Consider the following 18,984-nt stretch of genomic DNA (forward strand, 5'->3'; position numbering starts at 1 on the left):
ATTGTAAGCAATTATTCAAACTTTGGATTGACCAGATAACGCGGGGTTCGTTCTTCTAATGCATCCATCAAGTTTTGATAAGCAAGATCAACCATCTTTTTGCGTGTTTCTGCTGTAGCAGAGCCCAAATGTGGTACTGTGACTGCGTTTGCTAGTTCGAATAAAGGCGAGCTTTGCAAAGGTTCTTTGGTATATACATCCAACCCAGCGGCAAAGATTTTGTTTTGTTGCAATGCCTCAATCAATGCATTTTCATCGACGACCGAACCACGCGCAATATTCACAAATACTGCATGCTTCTGCATCAAATCAAATTGTTCTGCACCAATCAGTGCCTTAGATTCAGTATTTAAATCAACTGCAACCACAATAAAATCAGACTGTTGCAATAACTGATCTAGCTCGCGATATTGCGCATTGAAGGCTTGTGCGACTTCAATTTTTTCACGGCGATTATGGTACAAAATATTCATATTGAAACCATAGAAACCACGACGGGCAATCGCAGCACCAATATTTCCCAAACCAATGATGCCTAAGGTTTTCCCAAACACATCTACACCGAATTGTTCAGTCGATACCGTGCGTTTCCATTGACCTTGCTTGGTCCATGCATCTAAAGACGGAATTTTACGTGCGGCACTGAGCAATAATGTAAAGGCAAGATCAGCAGTCGTTTCTGTCAGTACGTGTGGGGTATTGGCAAGCCAAATTTTCTTTTGATTGAGATAGTCGACATCGTAGTTATCATAGCCAACGGAAACGGTAGAAATGACTTTTAGTTTTTGTGCTGGGGCTAAATTACTTTCATTCAATAAACGCCCTGCGCCAATCATGGCATCAGCATCAACAACTTCCGTTCGAATCTGCTCGTTGATGTCACCAAGTTTGGGGTTAAGTACCACCACCTGATAATCTTGCTTTAACTTCGCTAAAACATCCTGATCTATTTGACTGAATACAACGACTTTCTTCATTATTAAATTCCGATCTTTATTGCATAAGTTGCCACAACCGTCTTTTCAATAGCGGTTGAGCAATCATTTCTTCTAAACTCGCTAAATGTAATATATTAGAATGCTGGATAAAGTCCAGTTGACCTAAGCATAATATCTTTTTATTGGTTGCGGTGGCATCAATGAAACCTTGAATATAGGAAGAGAGTCCTCGACTATCCTGAAAAGCAGCCAATGGAAATGGCCATTTTAACTCTGCGTATTGACCCAGCTTTGCCTTTTGAATATTTTGCCACAGCTGTTGTTGTGCATTATTCAACTGACTGCTTTCCAATAAAATGGCACAGTTTTCCAAAACGTACATTTGCAATTCAAGCGTCTGAATCTGAGCCGTAATAACAATCTGTTCTTTTTCAACCACAGCTTCTTTAGCAGTTGGTTCTACAACAACCTTCGCTTGTTGAGGACTTTCAATTTCGGTGATCGATGGCGTGTGTACAGGTGCAACTGGAATATCTTGAACAATCGGTGCAGGATCAAACGCAAGCGCTGTCGATTGTGAAACCGCATCAACCACTTGATCTCGCCATAGGCTGGGTGCAGTATTTTTTTGACATACCACTTCCCGAGGAATCCAAACATCGATACCCAAAGTGGCTAGTATGTTTCTCTGCTGCCCAATCATCTTACCTACTCGTTCTGTCAACTTGCAGCCATTGGCACGACTGTAATGTCCTCATAGTCTAGCATAAACCATGTCTGCCTAAATGACTTCCTTTTGCTCAATCACATCAATACAAATCCAAATGCATGATCAAAAATGTACTTCTCGTTAGTTTAGGCAAATATTCAGTAGCTATAGGCAAGTTTTCATTCGTCGACTTTTAGACAATATTTCATCATTTTGTCGCTTTTACTTTTTATTAATGTTGTATCGAATGCTCAAATGAAAAGGTTGACGCTATCTATGCTTATTCTTTTTGCTATCGCTGTTGTTCTGCTCATTGCTGGCAGTGCCATGTATACCCAACAACCCCTCTTTGGTAAAATTCCTTCTGGTAAACGCCTACAATTAATCGAGAGTTCTCCTAATTATCGACAAGGCCAATTCCGTAATCTCATCGAAAAATCGGGGATGAGCGAAGGCTCAAGTATCGCTGTAGAACTCTACAAGACCTTTATCAAAACCATTCCGCATCGTAATCCGATCGATCCAATCCCTTCGGTTAAAACCAATCTAAAAGCACTAAATCCACAACAAGACGTCATCATCTGGTTTGGCCATTCTTCTGTATTTATGCAGCTCCATGGCAAGCGGTTTCTGATTGATCCGGTCATGAGTGGTAAAGCATCGCCTTTCCCTTGGGGCACGCGCGCTTATAAAGGAACTGATATCTATACGGTTGAGGACTTACCAGAGATAGATTATTTGCTGATCTCACATGATCACTATGACCATCTGGATTATGAAACCACGCTCAAACTGAAAGACAAAGTCAAATACGTCATTACAGGTTTAGGTGTAGGTGAACACTTTGAATATTGGGGTTATCCAAAAGATAAGCTGATCGAAAGAGATTGGGGTGATCGCATTGAATTTGATGATGGCATTACCATCATCACCGAAACAACACACCACGATTCTCGACGTGCTTTTGATGGCGGAAAAAATCTTTGGGTCTCATTTGTCATTCAGTCCCCTCATAAAAAGATTTTCTACACAGGTGATGGCGGCTATGACAAACACTTTCTTGAGATTGGTCAAAAATATGGGCCTTTTGATTGGGCCTTGATGGAAAATGGCCAATATGATGCTGCTTGGCGTTCGGTACATTGCCATCCAGATGAAGTGGCCCAAGCCACAGAAGAACTGAATGCACGCAATATGATTCCTGTGCATCATTCAAAATTCAGTTTGGCTAAACATGCATGGTATGAGCCAATTACCCGTATTGTCGAATATTCACAAAGCAGGAAATATCGTCTTGCTACACCAATGATTGGTGAATTGGTTGAACTGGATAATGATCAACAAGCATTTAAGCAATGGTGGAAGAACATCCGCTAATTAAATAATATCTCTCTTAACTGCCTTCGATAAAAGCTGATTCAAAAATGAAAAAATCGGACAATCAGGCACCTGATTGTCCGACTCTGCCAAAATCAGCAGTAAGGGGTACTAAAATTTAAACAGCGACTTGTTGGGCTTTTTGATATGCGCCTTTGAGTGCATCCTCTCTTAAAGCAGACATGTCTAGACCTTCTGCATATACAAACTCAACCTCATCAATTCCCATCAAACCTAAAACAGCATTCAGGTAAGGTGTTACTGCATCCGTTACTTGTCCTAAATGCACACCACCTCGACTACTCATCACAATTGCTTTTACACCTTCAACCAAGCCTTGCGGATAGGTTTCCGTATATCTAAAGGTATGACGAGCACGTGCAACCAAGTCAAACCAGTTTTTTAGTTGTGTCGGAACATTCAGGTTGTACATCGGTGCGCCGATCAACAACAGATCTGTGGCTTTTAACTCTGCGATTAATTCATCAGATAATTGGATAATTTTTTGAATAGGTTCGGCGACATTTTCTGCGCCACGTAAAGCTTGGAAAATCTCGGCATCTAGTACAGGCAGCTTTAATTTTGCCAAGTCACGAATAATAATGTCATCTTGTAAACCACGTTCAGCACGTTGTTGTAGAAATGCATCAATCAAACGACTGGTCTGAGAATTATCACCCATAATGCTTGATTTCAATACCAACACTTTAGCCATGTTTGTTCTCCAAATCTTGAATGGAGACATGTTACTACTACAATTAAATCACCAGTAGTGATAAAATTTCGATTAATTGATTCCTAAAACTCTACAATAATGCAAACTGAACTCAGCACGATTTCAATTTTTGTAACGGTGGTTGAGGCTGGCAACTTTAGTCATGCCGCAGAGCAACTACATCTCACCCGTTCGGCAGTGAGTAAAAGTATTGCCCGTCTAGAAGAGCGCTTAGGTGTTTCGCTCTTTAAACGCACGACTCGAACACTGAGCTTAACCGATGAAGGGACTTTGTTTTATGAGCACAGTCGTCGCGCGCTCACTGAAATCAACACGGCAGAAAGCTTATTGGATCAAGGCAAGATTAGCGCAACAGGTCTATTAAGAATTTCAGCGCCGGTCCTATTTGGGCAGCTTTATATTGCCCCGCTGATGGTCGAACTTGGGCAACAGCATCCAGATTTACAGGTTGAACTTTCCTTGAATGACCGAACCATAGATTTAGTCGAAGATGGATTTGATTTGGCCATCCGTATTGGAACTTTAGCTGACACCAGCCATTTAATTGCGAGAAAACTGGGTGATCACCGAATGTTACTCTGTGCCACACCAACATATCTGCAAAAATCTGGACCCGTACATACGCTTGACGATCTCCAATCCCATACAACCATTGCTTACCCCTATTCAGGTCATTTGCAAAAGTGGCACCTGCAAGATGAAAACAAGCAAGACTATGCCGTCAAACCCAATGCCAAATTCATGTTAAATGATATGCAAGCAATTAAACATACTGTTTTGGCCCATCATGGCATTGCATGGTTACCCGATTGGCTCATTCATAACGAACTGCATGATGGAAGCTTAGTTCAAGTTTTGGCACGTTTTTCCAGTGTGTATTTCCCAATTCATGTGGTATGGCCTCGCTTAGCGTATATGCCACTCAAAACCCGTTTGGCTATTGATCAACTGATAACGATACTGCCCTCGCAATTAAAGCTATAGCATTTAGGGGAATACAAAACACAATGAAAAAGACTAGTTTAGACCAACCTTTTTCATCTCAGTTCTAATTACAGCTGTTCTTTAAAAAATGGGATTACTTTTGCCAGTGCTTGAGCAACAGGCTCTGGTTGATCGTACAGTTCATAATGCGAGGTATTCTCCAATACCAACAACTCTTTTTGTTTCGAAGCTGCGCGACGGACAATTTCATAGCCATCTCGGTAAGCACCAAAACCACCAGGTTGATCACCAATCACCACTAAGATAGGTTGAGTTAGTAAGGTCTCTGATAACGCAAATGCATCCCAACCCAAAGCAGCGCTTAAACCTGAATATAAAGCACTGGTCGCCCCATTCGGTTGCTGACCTCGAGATGTTTTGTAATAGTCAGTTGCTTCTAAAATATCAATATCCTGAATACCGGCCTGTTGAGCCGCCTCTACAGAAGGGGGTAAAAATGACATAATCATTTTTTCTGCACCACGAGCTTCAGCAGTTCTTTGCTGTGCAACGGCTTCTAAGACTTCAATTGGTGATTGCCCACCAAAATTATCACGCAGCATTCGACCAAAATTTACCCCAGTAATTGAAACCACTGCTTTGATGCGGCGCTCAGTCATCGCCACATTGAGTGCATAACCTCCACCGCCACAGATCCCCAAAACACCAATACGAGTTTCATCAACAAAATCTTGAGTTATCAAGTAATCCACCGCATAACGAATATCTTCGACACGGTGATATGGGTTTTCAGTAAAACGCGGTTCACCGCCACTTTCTCCCTGAAAGGATGCATCAATCACCAATACGACAAAACCAGCTTCAGCCAAAGCCTGTCCATAAATATTGCCCGACGTCTGCTCCTTACAACTGCCAATCGGATGGACACTAATAATTGCAGGATATTTTTTACTTGGATCAAAATCAGTTGGGAATAAAAGAGTTGCTGCAGATTTCCACGCTAAGTTATTATATTTTACGGCTTGCATGTTGAATACCTCACTCGATCACTGTCTTTAAACACAGTCAATTTTTGACTGAACCATGCTGTTCATATCTTTAGTATAAGTAGCTGTTATGTGATCGAGTTGCCTAAATTAAGCCTTTGTTTGCCTATTCTGCTTATTCAATATGTCGGCTACTTATAAATCTTGTCGCCTGCGTTGAATATCACGCTGTGGAGACTCTCCAAATAAACGGCTATATTCACGGCTAAACTGAGAAGCACTTTCATAACCTACCAGTCCTGCAGCTCGTCCTGCCTCGATATTTTGGTTAAACATCAAATGCCGTGCTTCCTGTAAACGTAACTGCTTTTGGTATTGCAATGGGCTCATCCCTGTTACCGCACGAAAATGCTGTCTAAATGTGGATGGGCTCATAAAAGCCTGATTGGCCAGATCATCCATACGCATTGGCTGAATATAATGATGTTTTAACCAGTTCACCACTTGATGAATTTTTTGATTCGCTGAACCAGATTTCAGCAATTGACGTAAATATGTCCCATGTGGGCCATTCAACACACGCACAATAATTTCTTTTTGAATCAAAGGCACCAAATGCGGCAACATCTGCGGTTCATCCAGTACTTTGATTAGCCTGAAGAAAGCATCAATCAGAGGTGTATCAACAGTCTCAACAGAAAAAGAATGCTGAATCTCATCTGAAGCACTTAAGGCCCCTGTTGGCATTTCTGCAACCACTTGATTCACCATCTGTAGGTCAAGTAAAAGTAAAACAGCCAAAAATGGTTTTTGCGGCGAAGCTTGCACGATATGCGATGTCACAGGCAAATCAATGGTGGTCAACATACTTTGCCCTTCAAAACATTGATGGACTTGATCACCAATCACAACCTCTTTTTGTCCCTGCAAAATAATGCCAATTCCCAAGTTATAAATACAATGGGTGCTATCTGTAGGACGCATTCGACGATGAAAAGAAAGTTGAGGAATCACTGAAATGTGATCACCTGATTGCTCAGCAAAACCTGAAACAGCATGAATCAACTGCTCCATATGCACATTTCTTTCAACAGAAGTCGCCATAGCAAATTAATTTTCCAGATAAGGGTTAAAAATATAACCCATGTATTGATCATAAAAGATGAATCCATCACATCAAATAGGCTTTTCAATTCAATAAAATGCTTTGATTCGAGATTTATCACGACAAAAATTATGAGTAAATAAGGGATTCGTAATGAGTGGCCGCAAAGGACCAACTTATACCACTTTTAACACCTCATCCCACTTGGTTAAATAACTGGGAGATTTGTGATTCTGGATCATACGCCACGTTCGCCCATGCGGTGTAATTAATCGCCCTAGCGTCATACAATCCCGACCAAATCTTTTATTAATATCATCAAAAGCGACTGAAAGATTTCTTCGGGCAATGAGTTCATCCGTATCATGGAATAAATCGACTGCATGGCTACGTTGAGGAATAATATCGAGCAGAATCACTTCTGCCTTTTTATAGCGATGACCTATCTGATAAATACGATCAAGCCCTTGTTGTACTGCTTTGATAATCTCTAAACGATCATCACTATAGTCAGATAGATACACCACGGTAAAAGGCCGATAATATGCTTCCTTATTAAAACGATTGGTACGGATACTCACCCCAACAGCTTTGCATAGTAAGTTTTGCTTTCGCAAACGTTCAACGGCACGTAAGCTAAATTCGGTTAAAGCGCCACTCAGACTGGTTTTGTCTTCAATCGGCTGACCAAAGGAACGGCTGCTTAATACCTGCTGACGATCTGTCACAACGTCTTCGATCTCTAAGCAAGTCATACCCTGTAATTCTTTGACCGTGTTCTCCATCAGCACTGAAAAGTACTTACCCATCATTTTCGGATCAGCTTGAACTAAATCCATCACCGAATAGATATTCATTTTTTCTAAACGTTGTCGAATCTTTCGTCCGACACCCCAAACCTCACCTACAGGCATATGCCCTAACAAGTCTTCAATCACACATGGATCTTCATCCACAAGATTACACACACTATTAAAACAAGCATGTGTCTTGGCTAGATTATTGGCAAGTTTAGCTTGGGTCTTGGAATAACCAATACCAATGCAACAGGGCAGGCCCAACCAGTTTTTCACCGTATCCAGAATCTGATGCGCATATTCGGTTAAATTGTAACTGTTCTGATAGGCAGTCAACTCTAAAAAGCATTCATCTATCGAATAAACTTCCTGTTCACATGGATCCACAAAGCTGCCTAATATGTTCATAAAACGGCGTGACATTTCTGCATATAAGGCATAATTACTGGAAAAGACTTCTACTTGATGTTGACGAATAATCTCTTCAATCTGAAATAATGGCACGGCCATTCGAATGCCAAGCCTTTTTGCTTCATAAGAACGGGAAACGACACAACCATCGTTATTTGAGAGCACCACCACAGGACGGTTTTCTAACTTTGGATTGAACACACGCTCACAACTGACGTAGCAATTATTGACATCAATCAAAGCAAAAATACGTTGTGGCAAACTCATTGACTTACCTCATCGGCTTCAAGTTATACGTCACCACACCCCAGATCAACAGTTCTTGCCCTTCTGTAATATAAATATTTTGATAGTCAGGATTTTCCGCTTTTAACCACACTTTAGGTGGGCTGAAATGATGGTCAATCATCAAGCGTTTAACGGTAAAATCATTATCAATCAAGGCAATCACGATATCCCCAGACTTCGCTGAAAGACTACGATCCACCACCAAAGGATCGTCAATATCAATGCCAGCATCTAACATCGAGAGTGAGTTTGCTTTCACAATAAAAGTTGAGTTTTCGTTACGAATTAAAAATTCATTTAAATCCAAAGCTTGTTCAACATGGTCTTGTGCAGGCGACGGAAAACCTGCTGCGACACGTTCCGTTGCCAATGGAATATGATAAAGTCGATCATTCTTCGCTTGAACATTTTGTATTTTCATTGAAGTGGTCAAATCAGTGTGCTGATCTGTTTTGACATTATTCAGTAACCAATTTTTGATGAAATCAACTTGGGACTCGGGAACACGGATGACTTTGGTCGGCTCACTGAATTGTGCCTTCCGCCCTGCATTGGTTCTTGCACCCCCATGCTCAAATTCAGTTTTTTTAGACATAACTTCCCCCTACCCAAGCTTAAATACTTTCAATTAATTTAACTTGAAAAAGTTACAAATTCAAGTTGACGTACAATTAATTTTGCATAACAATAAATCCATAGATCAGATTTTGGCTTGTTTAACTTTGACAAGGATGTAAGACAAACCAAAATTAATGTTTTAAATGAATAGCTTATGCAAATACAAAATATTAAGTTATTGATCTAACTCATTAATCTATTTGATCTCTTGGCAGTTAGATTCTATTCAAATATTTTTGATGTGGAGACATGAAAAATGAACAATCAACGTGATGCTATTCTTGGTTATGCTGACGAACAACATGCTTATTTTATTCGTCTTATTGAAAATGATACAGTCCTTGGCAATTGCTACGGATTATTCTGTGAAAGCCCAAATAGTGAAGCCGCAGAAAGTATCATGACTACTCTGTTTTTAAAGAAATCTTTTTGGCTCAATGGTTCTGAATTTAGTGATATTGTGAAAGGGCTTAACCCAATTCATTGATCTAACCGAGACAAAAAAGAGATGACTTTCATATATAAAGAGCTTAGGTAACAGTTAGACCATAAGCTCTTTACTTTTTCTCCTAGATTAAATCAGGTTTTACAGAATGCTAATCCTTCTCAAATAAAAACCCACTTATTGGATTGAGCATAAGTGGGTTTTTACACAGTTTTAAGACAGGGCTAAATTCAAATAAATCTTTTATCGTTCACAGGTGCAACCAACTTATAGATTTTTCCATCGACATCACTCTCGAACAGCAAGTCAATATTTGGAAAAATGATATTTCCTTCTACTTCAATATGTTCAACCCGTTTAAAAAAAGGAATATCGTGGTCTTCTAAATCATTTAACTGGGCTACGACAATAGACTCATTTTCTTCTTGGTCTTTCACAATCACTGTAATTTTATCCATAACAGTTCTCCCAATAATATCGTTCATAGGACTATGGGAAATTTTTTTAAGCTTGTCGACCAAATGGTTGTAACAAGAGTTATAAGTATTAGACTTTTATTAATTCATCAGTTAAGTGCTTGAAATTATCGCCAAATAAATAAATTCCATTAATATTTGTTTAACTGATCAGTTACAGTTATGTGGAAAACGTTTCAGAATGCGTCACTACATAAACGCCAGATAGACTTAGATCTCGCACAAAAGAATAATTTATTTGGACGTTAGATCATTGGATATTTCATTCTTATTTTTAGTTTTCTCATCAGGCTTTGTCATATTTCCCTCTACTTCACTTTTTAACTCAAGATATTCTCGGGCGTCTTCTCGCTTATGAATACCCCCTAATTTTAATGCTTGCGTATCAACTTCGGCATCAATATCGGCTCTTTTTGTAGATTGCTTAATAAGAGAATTTTTATTTTTTTCTGATGATACATTGCCAAGATTCACTTGTGCTGCTGCATCGACATCTACCCCAGATGTTTCAACTGCAAAAACAGTCGTAGACGTCATCAAAGCAAGTATTAACCATTGTATCTTTTTCATTATCAAGCCCTAAGTCCTAATTGATTTTTTAATTTTAATGCCTAATTTTATCATATCCACTATGCAATCATAATTTAAATATTTTGCTAAAAATTCAACTCACTTAAATCTTAAGTAAACCTTTAACATCTATCTTAGAAGATAAGCCACCCATCTCTACGCCTAAGAGTCAAAGGTTTCTTATCTCTCAGCCCGAATTTAAATGAAAGAGATGAACTGTTTCTCTAAAAAATAAAAACCTAGATTCAGAATTATAACGATCTGTAAGAAATAGCGTTCTTTTACAATTTTTGCAAAATAGTTTACTTGATCTGAATTTTTTTGATCGGCATATACAATTCCCACTTTGAGATGAATATCAAAATCATTGACAAGCACCGCTTCTAAATCTGAGTTAGTTGCTGAATATTTATCAAAAAAAGGTTTCGGAAATATCCCTAAGCCTTCACCATTTACAATACTCGTTAATTGGGCCTCTATCCCAAAAACCTCTTTATTGGCATAGAAAGTTGATCCTTTTTCATTGAGTTTTTTATTTAGGCTTTCTCTAAAACAGCAGCCCTCTGGATGTACAACCCACCCCTTTTTACTACACCGCTCCAAAGTTTTGTACTCTTTAATACCATTCTTGAGTGCAACTATAACTAAAGGTAAGGTTCCAATATTTTTGAAAAATAAATGCTCGGATAGTTGAAGATTGGAAGGAATCATCACTATAGCAAGAGCAAGTTCCCGCTCATCTACTTGTTGAATAAGACTCCGTCCCCATCCACTTTGCATTTCTACTTCAGTCGAATAATGGTCGTACTTATATCGATCATCGATATATTCATATAAGTCATCAACCAAGGTAATTGGAAGACCTATTTTTACCTTTTCCAGAAATGATTCGGTTTTTTGTTGATGAAAATTTTCTAGCTGCTCCATCTGTTCAAGAATATGGCGCCCTTTGAAATATACTTTTTCACCAAAATGCGTTAATTGCAGAGGTCGGCTTTTACGGTTGAATAATTTACCTTTCAATTTCTGTTCAATACTATTAATCCGCTTCGTGACAGTAGACTGATCAATACCAAGCTTTTCTGACGTCACTGTTAAAGATGAATTTTCAACAGCATATATAAAAATCTTTAAATCTCTAATATCTAACACATTCACACTCATTCATATCTTATTTAAATGCATACCAAATCTATTTACGCTTTGAGTATTTAGAAGAAGCTTCTAGCTGGGTCATGCAACATGGGCTGTATCAAGTCATACCCTAAAAATAAAATCTTGGCTTTTTCGGCTTATGGCTATTACCAGTTGCCTCGACGATGGTTACTCACCCAGCGATACATGCCTTGGATATTCGGTATTTTCATCGTGCTAAAAGCTATCCAAGTCTGAACTTCAGAGTTGAATTTTACGTTACGGTAGAGCTGATCCCAGGACTGACCTGCGCGAACCAAGTCCAATACTTGCTGATGCAAGTCTACGAGATAATTTCTTAGAGCAACCTGATCTTCACGTGTTGCAGGCGTATAGTGTCCAACATCAATAATGTCGACATCCTGACGGATAACCCAATTTAAAGTATCAATCCAGCCTGTGTAGTAGAAGTCGAGAAAATCGTTATAGGGCATACTTTTACTTTCACAAACATCAGTACATTGCAGTGCCTTATATTTAGGGAAAAGCACCATCACCATACTGTCTGAATGACTAGGTGCCACGTAATGTAACAAGACCTCTTCACCGCCCAAGCTAATTTTCATATCCTGATCAAACACTCGATCAGGCAAAGCCGTTGCTAATTTTTCTCCAACAATCGGTTCAATACTGCGTTGATTGGCAACAATTGTTGCGCCATCTGCCTTAAAGACTTGCCCACCACTGATATGGTCTGCATGCGCATGGGTATAAACCACATATTTTACAGACACACTGAAACGTCTTTTGATCTCATCTTTTAACCATGTAGATGTACATGTCATTGCAGGATCAATGATTAAAGCACCTTCGTTTGTAATGAGGACGAGACCACTGTGTACTGCTAACCCTGCGCCGGTGGTATGCCGATAAAGATTGCCTCTCACTTGAGTTAAACTTTTCGGATTTTCGGGACACGATGCAGCCGTAAAATCATTTAAAACTTCACGATTTTGATAAGCCGACAGGTCAACAGATTGACCATTATCTTTTGCAAAAATGGAGCTGAATGGTAATGACATCAATAATGCTACAAAAATTTTATGGGCTATAAATGTTCTAATCCTTTGATTTTTAATTGTACGCATACTTCAAACCTTCACTACTATTCCGAAGATCAATCTAACAAGTTAAACACCACGATAAAATCCACAAAATTCACAATATACTGTCCTAAAATTGGCAACAATGGATGCATAAAATACGATGGAAAAACTGGATGACCTATTATTATTTGCTGAAGTCGTGGAGCAAGCAGGTTTCTCCGCAGCAGCACGTCATCTAGGTTTGCAACGTTCAAAACTCAGTCGACATATTGTGGCGCTAGAAAATCGGATTGGTGTCCGTTTATTTCATAGAAATACCAGGAATGTGGTGCTGACACCTGCTGGCGAAGAAGTCTATATCCATGCAAAAGCGTTAAAACAAGCAGCACATAATGCATTTGCAGTTGCAACAGACCTTGCAGGTGATCCTAAAGGAATTTTAAGAATCGGCTGCTCTCCAACCTTTGCACAAGCAGCTTTGGTTCCTATCCTTCATTCATTTATGCGTCAGTACCCCAAAATAAAAATTATTCTGAATACCGCAGATCACAATATCGATTTAATCAGTGCACAAGTGGATCTGGTTTTTAGAATTTCATCAAAGCCACTACAAGATTCTAGCTTAATCATTCGTCCAGTCTGTGAGTTATCCATGATCATGGTCGCGAGTCCTCATTACATGCGAGACAAACAAAAGATTAAGCATCCGGAAGAACTTACAACTATGAACTTTATTGCTCTAGAGTTTCATAAAAAAATTGTCCATAGAGAATTTCTGCATCAAACCAATGAGCTAGTTAACTTGCAGCTCGAGCCGTATGTAAGCTGTGGAAATATGTCAATTTTAAAATCAATTGTTCTGCAAGATTTAGGCGTAGCAATCATGCCAACATATTTATGCATTGAAGAATTAAAATCAGGTCAATTGGTGGAAGTATTTGAATCTGATACGCAATGGTTCCTGCGAGACTCGCTTGTCAATGCACTCATACCAACCCGACAGAATGTATTGTTAGCAACAAAACTTTTTTTAGATTTTTCAATTCCACTGTTACGCCAAGAGCTGACTAGAAAATTAGATGAGAAAAGCAACCAGTTCTAGATTAATAAAAAATATATTTAATATCAATAACTTAAACAACAAAAGCATTCACCAAACATGTTGTATATAAATTCAACAGGTGCATCTACTGGATAGACATCCGTTTCTTCTAAATAAAAAATTTTCCCATCCTCAAGTATCTTTAAAATGTTGTCTTTTCTTTTTAGTACAACACCTTTTCTTATTATTTTTTTAATTTCTATTCCTTCTATTTCAAAGATTGGAAAAAAAACCATTTGCCCTAATCTTAGATTATTGGAATTAAAGCGCTTATATCTTTTACACTTTATACAGATCCACTCCTTCACTTAAAAATCCTTACTTATAATTTTTAATAATGATTAATTATTATTATATAAAACTTTAACAATAAAAATTATCAATAAATCCAACAAAATATTCATTTAACATAAATTAAAGTAATTACAAACACTTAAAATAAAATCTTATCTGATCTATCCACCATTAAATTTTCTCATTTTATCTATAAAATAAATATCACTTTACTTTTAATTCCCCATCTAAGTTTTATATTTCAGATCAATGCAGATGTTGGATTAAAAAGAACATCTGCATTTTTATTTTAAAACCGATCTGGAATCCAGAGCAGTTTCAATACTCTCCCTAAACTAAAACGACTGAGAAATGCTCAACTTATAATCACGACCTGTACCTGTCATATACTCACCTAAATACATTTTGTAATCTCGGTTAAACAGATTATCAATTGAGAGATTTAACTTTGGTCCCTTCTCACCGACAGGCTGCCAGTCGGCGTAAACACCATGCAGTGAATAGCCTTTGGTTTTTGGCAAAGAAAAAGAAGTCGCGGCAATCGACTTATCATTGTCAGATAAACTCCGATCCTGTGCTGCTACAAATATACCTCTCCAGCCCATGGTCAAATGATGCTCAGGTACATTGACCCCTAATGTTGCTGTGGCTTTTCTTGGCGGAATATCGGTCATCCAAGTTTTTTGGTCGAACCAAGGATTAACTGGAGAATTGTCACGACGTCCTCGAATATATGAATAGGTCAATCCTGTGAACCAAGTCGGTTGATTATAGAAAAGCTCAGCTTCATAAGCTTTGATCGTATAATCATTCACATTGCGATAAAAACCAGGATCGTAATTGCCATTACAATCGCTCATACTGCCATTTCCACCATTGGCATTGATTTCCGCCTGTGCCTTACAGAAGGTTGAACGATTACGGAAGATTTCATCACTACCACGATTGCGGTGATAAGTAAGACGTACCTGTAAATGATCTTCTGTAGCAAAAACATCATCAAAATTCATTTCATTCCCAACACGAATCGCCAGCATTTTTTCAGGCAATAGGTAGCGACTGGTTGCAGACAACGAAGTACCTGCTGATTGCACATAATATTGTTCATCTACACGTGGCGCACGCCATGTTTTACTGATATTGGCAAACCAAGTCAGATAATCCGCCTGCTTCCAAGCCAAGGCTAAGCGTGGTGACCAGCCTGTATAAGTTTTACTTGAATAATCATGTCCTGCACTTGGATCGTTATAACGTGGTGCACGGTTCGGGTTACCTGTGTTTTTGATGTGATCGTAACGCAGCGATGGTGTAATGGTAAAATTATTAATCTGATATTGATCTTCCACAAAGGCACTCAGCATTTGCTGATCCCCAGAAGGCATATAATATGGTTCATAATAACCAAAGTTATAATCAGGCTTAGTGGCATTGTTTTTATCGTAAATTAGAGAGTTCTGCTCCATCTTTTGATATTGCGCCCCCAGTTTTAATTTATGCGTACCGTATTCAGTCGTAATATCACTAATATTACTGAGTTTAAAAGCCGTATTGGTATACGTTACCCAGCTTTCATTGCCCAAGGTTGCCGCTGAACCATTAACACTGGGGAGTCTTTGATCATGTTGATCCGTCTTTGAATAAGATGCCGTCGCTTTTAAATTGAGGTATGGATTGGATTCTGGATTGAACTCATATCCCATCGAATAGCTGGTATCGTTCTGATCACGATAAACCAAACGACGTTTCCAAGCCTCATCGTAACCATATTTTTTAATATCCGCTTCTGTAGGCACAGCATCTTGGTCACGCATCGCTGCAAATGGTTCCCAACCTTTATGTCCCCCCTGCATCGCATTTAAAGTAATTTTTTGGCTGTCAGTCGGATGAAAATTCAGCTTGGCCAAATAGGTATTTTGCTCTTGTACAGAATATAAAAACTTACTGCCATCTGGACGCTTAACATCGCCACTGTCTCGCTTGGTATAGTAGAACATTCCATCCGCAAACCCATTTTCACTTTTACCATACACTGCACCGGTATAAGTGTTTTGTGCATTATTGGAAAAACGCGAATACTTTAAAAAAGCCCCCATATTTTGATCTTCTCGAAGCAGATCAGTTGCGTCTTTAGTTTCCAATGTGACTTTTCCACCAAAACCACCATTTCCAACTTCAACGTTATGTGGTCCTTTATCTACCGTAATTTTCTTTAAAATTTCAGGCTCAATAAAGACTGAACCTTGGCGGTATTTATCAAAGCTTTTAACCGAGTCATCCAAGGTAATCGGGACATCTTCAACCCCACCCATTCCCAAGATATTAATCGTTTGCCCACCGGGACGTGGTGAACCCGCAGAACCCACACTCGGCATATGATCCAGCAATTGCGCAACATTATTTGCTTGATAACGATCAATGGCTTTTTGGTTTAACACACTCTGACCAAACCGAATGGTATCTTCTTTATCTGCCTGCACCTCGATGGGCGTCATCTGATAAATTTGATTCTGATCACTGGCTGTAGATGAGTTTTTTGGCAATGCTACAGTTTTGTCTGAATTCACTAAAACTGTCGTATTACTCTCCGCATAAACTTGGACTGTTAAGAAATTCATAGATAAAGCAATAGCTAACGCAAGTGGCTTCATCACTGTTTTTTGAGGGAGAACTTGGAACATACGTCTTCACCGAAAGATAAAAATTCATCATCCGCCTAAAAAGGCGATAAAATAATCAAGGATTAAATGAGATAAAAATAATAAAATCAAAAAAATAATATTCAGGAAAATGCTATTTGTTCAGGTTTCAAGTAAATTTTGAAAAGATTTAAACATGGACTCATATGCACTATGGTAATCGGGATCACGATTTTGGATCAACGGCTGTCTATCATACATTGGAAGAGGATGGATCATTGAATTATGCAAACCCTACAAATAATATTAATTATCATTTACATTTAGAAGGTTGTAAATAACTTCTCCAATTTTTTGGCATAACCAAGCAAATTTCCAAGTTAATCGTGAAAGTCACCACATGCATTAGGAATACGGCACTCAACATGGAAAAATAATGATGGAGTAAAAGACAGGGTGAAATATGATCAAAAGTTATAGCGCAAATACAAGCCTTAACTCTCATTGTGACTTCGTTTTGGGTAAGGATGATAACTAAAACGCAAATAATAAAACTATGAACGATGATTTAAAATTTTTTTCTTTCGATATTGCAATGGACTCATTCCCGTCCACGTTTTAAATGCTCGAATAAATGAGGTCTGTTCTTGGTAAGCCAATAGCATTGAAATGTCCAGAATACTCAAATTTAAATCTGCAAGATAATCAAAGGCTAAATCTCTACGGACTTGATTTAATTTCTCTTTAAAAGTGTATCCGTGCTGTTTTAATTTCATTTGAAAAATACGCGATGGCAAGCCAATCTGATTTGCTACGTATTCCACGCTAATATTACCTTTATTCACAGCCTGGATGATTGCCTTCTGTACTAACTCATCGAAAACATCCAGATGAGGACGCTTTGAGAGTAATACATTCGCTTGCTTGATTAAAATATCATTCAGTACAGGGTCCGCATTTGGCACCGCGAGTTCAAGGCTATTCATAGAAATGTAAATTTCAACATGATCACTTTCAAACTCAACAGAACAACCAAAAAAATTTTCATAATTATAAAAAAATTTATTTTTTTGCGTACTAAAATTTATTTTATGCACATGAATAATATTAGGATGGACCAATTGATTCAAAAAAATATAAAAAACTCCCATCAACAACTCATCCACAAGATGATTATTTTTTATGTACGGATCTTCACTCCAGCTTATAATAATAAAATCATCTGAAACGGACATCTTTGCTGGTTTAGTTTCACAGAATAATCTTTGATATTTTATAAAAGAATTGAGAACTTCCAATATATTTTCACTAGACAGAGCAATATAACCTAAAATACCAAGATGTTTAGGTTGTGCATATTTTGAAATATCCAGTCCAAGTGTAGGCTTTGGATATTTTTGATTAATATCCTCCAATAATTCAATCCAATCCCAAAGTGGAATTAACTCATTGGTTTTATAGTCACTCAAATATTTTGCATTTTTAAGATTATTTTTTACACAAAAATAAATCAATAGGTTTTGCATCGCACTAGAAACTAATTTAACTTGATTAGACTTACTCAAAACCATTTCACCCACTCTATCTCATATCAAGAACCACACCTCCAAGAAGGAATCAAAAACCACTCATGCAAGTACATTATTTAATCAAATTAAAAAAACCATCATCGTCCATGCTTTCAACCCCTTACAAATACGGCAGAAAAACTTTTTTTTGTGATATTAGTCACATATAGTGTTAAAAATCTACTGGAAAACTGAATAAAAAAATTATCATTTCAATAAAAAAAATTATCATTTCAAGGAAAGTTTGGAGATTGTGAAGCTGTCTTTAACATAAGAGGTGGCAAAAATTTATTTTTATTCAGTATTCAAATCTTTAAACGGGTGATAACGAAACAGAAACTAATAGTTATTCTAATTTTTTGTTTTACCAGCAAAACAAATTTACCCAATTCAATAAAAACTGACGAATTTAAAAATATTTTTATAATTGATTGACTTTAGATAATTCACTATTTTCAATTACAGTGTAGACGTCTACTTTTATTATTTTTCTATAGATGATATTGATCTTATTTTAATTAACGATAGGAGAAAGCTAACTCAACAAAAATGAGCAAAAGAAAGAGTAAGACAATAACAACAAGACTAAATATTAAAGAAAAACTTACAACAAAGTAGAAATCATTTATTTTTTCAAGAAATAAAATAAACAGATAAAAGATTAAAAAAATATAACTAATATTTGTATTCCACAAGCACATAGTAAGGACACAAACCTGTTCATTTCTTAAAAATAACCCATC

General features: G+C 37.8%; 18 protein-coding genes. 4 read left to right on the forward strand and 14 right to left on the reverse strand.

The features are described from left to right. Positions 1 to 11 precede the first annotated feature (11 nt). Both F887_RS05790 and F887_RS05785 read right to left on the reverse strand, forming a co-directional pair. Complete coding sequence (locus tag F887_RS05790; RefSeq protein ID WP_005295587.1) at positions 12 to 977, reverse strand: 2-hydroxyacid dehydrogenase; 966 nt, start codon at positions 975 to 977, stop codon at positions 12 to 14. Positions 978 to 993: 16 nt separating this feature from the next. After that, positions 994 to 1,641, reverse strand: a complete 648-nt coding sequence (locus F887_RS05785) for a hypothetical protein (RefSeq protein ID WP_005295590.1) — start codon at positions 1,639 to 1,641, stop codon at positions 994 to 996. Positions 1,642 to 1,923: 282 nt separating this feature from the next. Between F887_RS05785 and F887_RS05780 the strand changes: the two genes are divergently transcribed. Further along, positions 1,924 to 3,024: an MBL fold metallo-hydrolase gene (locus F887_RS05780; RefSeq protein ID WP_005295592.1), complete on the forward strand. Its 1,101-nt coding sequence runs from the start codon at positions 1,924 to 1,926 to the stop codon at positions 3,022 to 3,024. A gap of 118 nt (positions 3,025 to 3,142) precedes the next feature. On the opposite strand, the gene F887_RS05775 is transcribed toward F887_RS05780, so the two are convergent. Further along, positions 3,143 to 3,739: an NAD(P)H-dependent oxidoreductase gene (locus tag F887_RS05775; RefSeq protein ID WP_005295595.1), complete on the reverse strand. Its 597-nt coding sequence runs from the start codon at positions 3,737 to 3,739 to the stop codon at positions 3,143 to 3,145. A gap of 99 nt (positions 3,740 to 3,838) precedes the next feature. Here F887_RS05775 and F887_RS05770 point away from each other — a divergent pair, with 99 nt between their 5' ends. Then, positions 3,839 to 4,744, forward strand: a complete 906-nt coding sequence (locus F887_RS05770) for a LysR family transcriptional regulator (protein ID WP_005295597.1) — start codon at positions 3,839 to 3,841, stop codon at positions 4,742 to 4,744. 68 nt (positions 4,745 to 4,812) lie between these two features. Here the strand turns inward: F887_RS05770 and F887_RS05765 are convergent, their stop codons facing one another. The 4 genes from F887_RS05765 to F887_RS05750 form a co-directional block, all read right to left on the reverse strand. Beyond that, on the reverse strand, positions 4,813 to 5,733 hold the full coding sequence (locus F887_RS05765; protein ID WP_005295600.1) for an alpha/beta hydrolase: 921 nt from the start codon (positions 5,731 to 5,733) through the stop codon (positions 4,813 to 4,815). A gap of 153 nt (positions 5,734 to 5,886) precedes the next feature. After that, positions 5,887 to 6,795, reverse strand: a complete 909-nt coding sequence (locus tag F887_RS05760) for an AraC family transcriptional regulator (RefSeq protein WP_005295603.1) — start codon at positions 6,793 to 6,795, stop codon at positions 5,887 to 5,889. 177 nt (positions 6,796 to 6,972) lie between these two features. Beyond that, positions 6,973 to 8,271, reverse strand: a complete 1,299-nt coding sequence (locus F887_RS05755; RefSeq protein ID WP_005295605.1) for a Y-family DNA polymerase — start codon at positions 8,269 to 8,271, stop codon at positions 6,973 to 6,975. 4 nt (positions 8,272 to 8,275) lie between these two features. Continuing rightward, positions 8,276 to 8,887 (reverse strand): LexA family protein, encoded by a 612-nt coding sequence (locus F887_RS05750; protein ID WP_005295607.1) that lies wholly within the window; start codon positions 8,885 to 8,887, stop codon positions 8,276 to 8,278. A 279-nt stretch (positions 8,888 to 9,166) separates the two neighbouring features. Between F887_RS05750 and F887_RS05745 the strand changes: the two genes are divergently transcribed. Then, entirely contained in the window at positions 9,167 to 9,397 is a 231-nt protein-coding gene (locus tag F887_RS05745) for a hypothetical protein (RefSeq protein WP_005295610.1), read from the forward strand. A 188-nt stretch (positions 9,398 to 9,585) separates the two neighbouring features. Here F887_RS05745 and F887_RS05740 read toward each other — a convergent pair whose 3' ends face one another. The 4 genes from F887_RS05740 to F887_RS05725 form a co-directional block, all read right to left on the reverse strand. Further along, positions 9,586 to 9,813 carry a hypothetical protein gene (locus F887_RS05740; protein ID WP_005145697.1) on the reverse strand — a complete coding sequence of 76 codons (228 nt, stop codon included), beginning with the start codon at positions 9,811 to 9,813 and terminating at the stop codon, positions 9,586 to 9,588. 252 nt (positions 9,814 to 10,065) lie between these two features. Then, positions 10,066 to 10,401 (reverse strand): hypothetical protein, encoded by a 336-nt coding sequence (locus F887_RS05735; protein WP_005295613.1) that lies wholly within the window; start codon positions 10,399 to 10,401, stop codon positions 10,066 to 10,068. A gap of 198 nt (positions 10,402 to 10,599) precedes the next feature. Further along, positions 10,600 to 11,565: a LysR family transcriptional regulator gene (locus tag F887_RS05730; RefSeq protein WP_005295617.1), complete on the reverse strand. Its 966-nt coding sequence runs from the start codon at positions 11,563 to 11,565 to the stop codon at positions 10,600 to 10,602. 137 nt (positions 11,566 to 11,702) lie between these two features. Then, a complete protein-coding gene (locus F887_RS05725; RefSeq protein WP_005295619.1) occupies positions 11,703 to 12,683 on the reverse strand; it encodes an MBL fold metallo-hydrolase in 981 nt (326 codons plus the stop codon). Positions 12,684 to 12,801: 118 nt separating this feature from the next. On the opposite strand from F887_RS05725, the gene F887_RS05720 reads away from it, so the two are divergent. Then, a complete protein-coding gene (locus F887_RS05720) occupies positions 12,802 to 13,743 on the forward strand; it encodes a LysR family transcriptional regulator (protein WP_005295622.1) in 942 nt (313 codons plus the stop codon). 23 nt (positions 13,744 to 13,766) lie between these two features. Here the strand turns inward: F887_RS05720 and F887_RS05715 are convergent, their stop codons facing one another. The 3 genes from F887_RS05715 to F887_RS05705 form a co-directional block, all read right to left on the reverse strand. Further along, complete coding sequence (locus F887_RS05715) at positions 13,767 to 14,051, reverse strand: hypothetical protein (protein WP_005295625.1); 285 nt, start codon at positions 14,049 to 14,051, stop codon at positions 13,767 to 13,769. Between the two features lie 321 nt (positions 14,052 to 14,372). After that, complete coding sequence (locus F887_RS05710; protein ID WP_005295628.1) at positions 14,373 to 16,715, reverse strand: TonB-dependent hemoglobin/transferrin/lactoferrin family receptor; 2,343 nt, start codon at positions 16,713 to 16,715, stop codon at positions 14,373 to 14,375. 512 nt (positions 16,716 to 17,227) lie between these two features. Then, the gene (locus tag F887_RS05705; RefSeq protein ID WP_005295633.1) at positions 17,228 to 18,244 is read right to left on the reverse strand and encodes an AraC family transcriptional regulator; all 1,017 of its coding nucleotides are present in this window, start codon (positions 18,242 to 18,244) and stop codon (positions 17,228 to 17,230) included. Positions 18,245 to 18,984: the final 740 nt, after the last annotated feature.

This window comes from Acinetobacter sp. NIPH 2100 (assembly GCF_000369805.1).
GTDB lineage: Bacteria > Pseudomonadota > Gammaproteobacteria > Pseudomonadales > Moraxellaceae > Acinetobacter.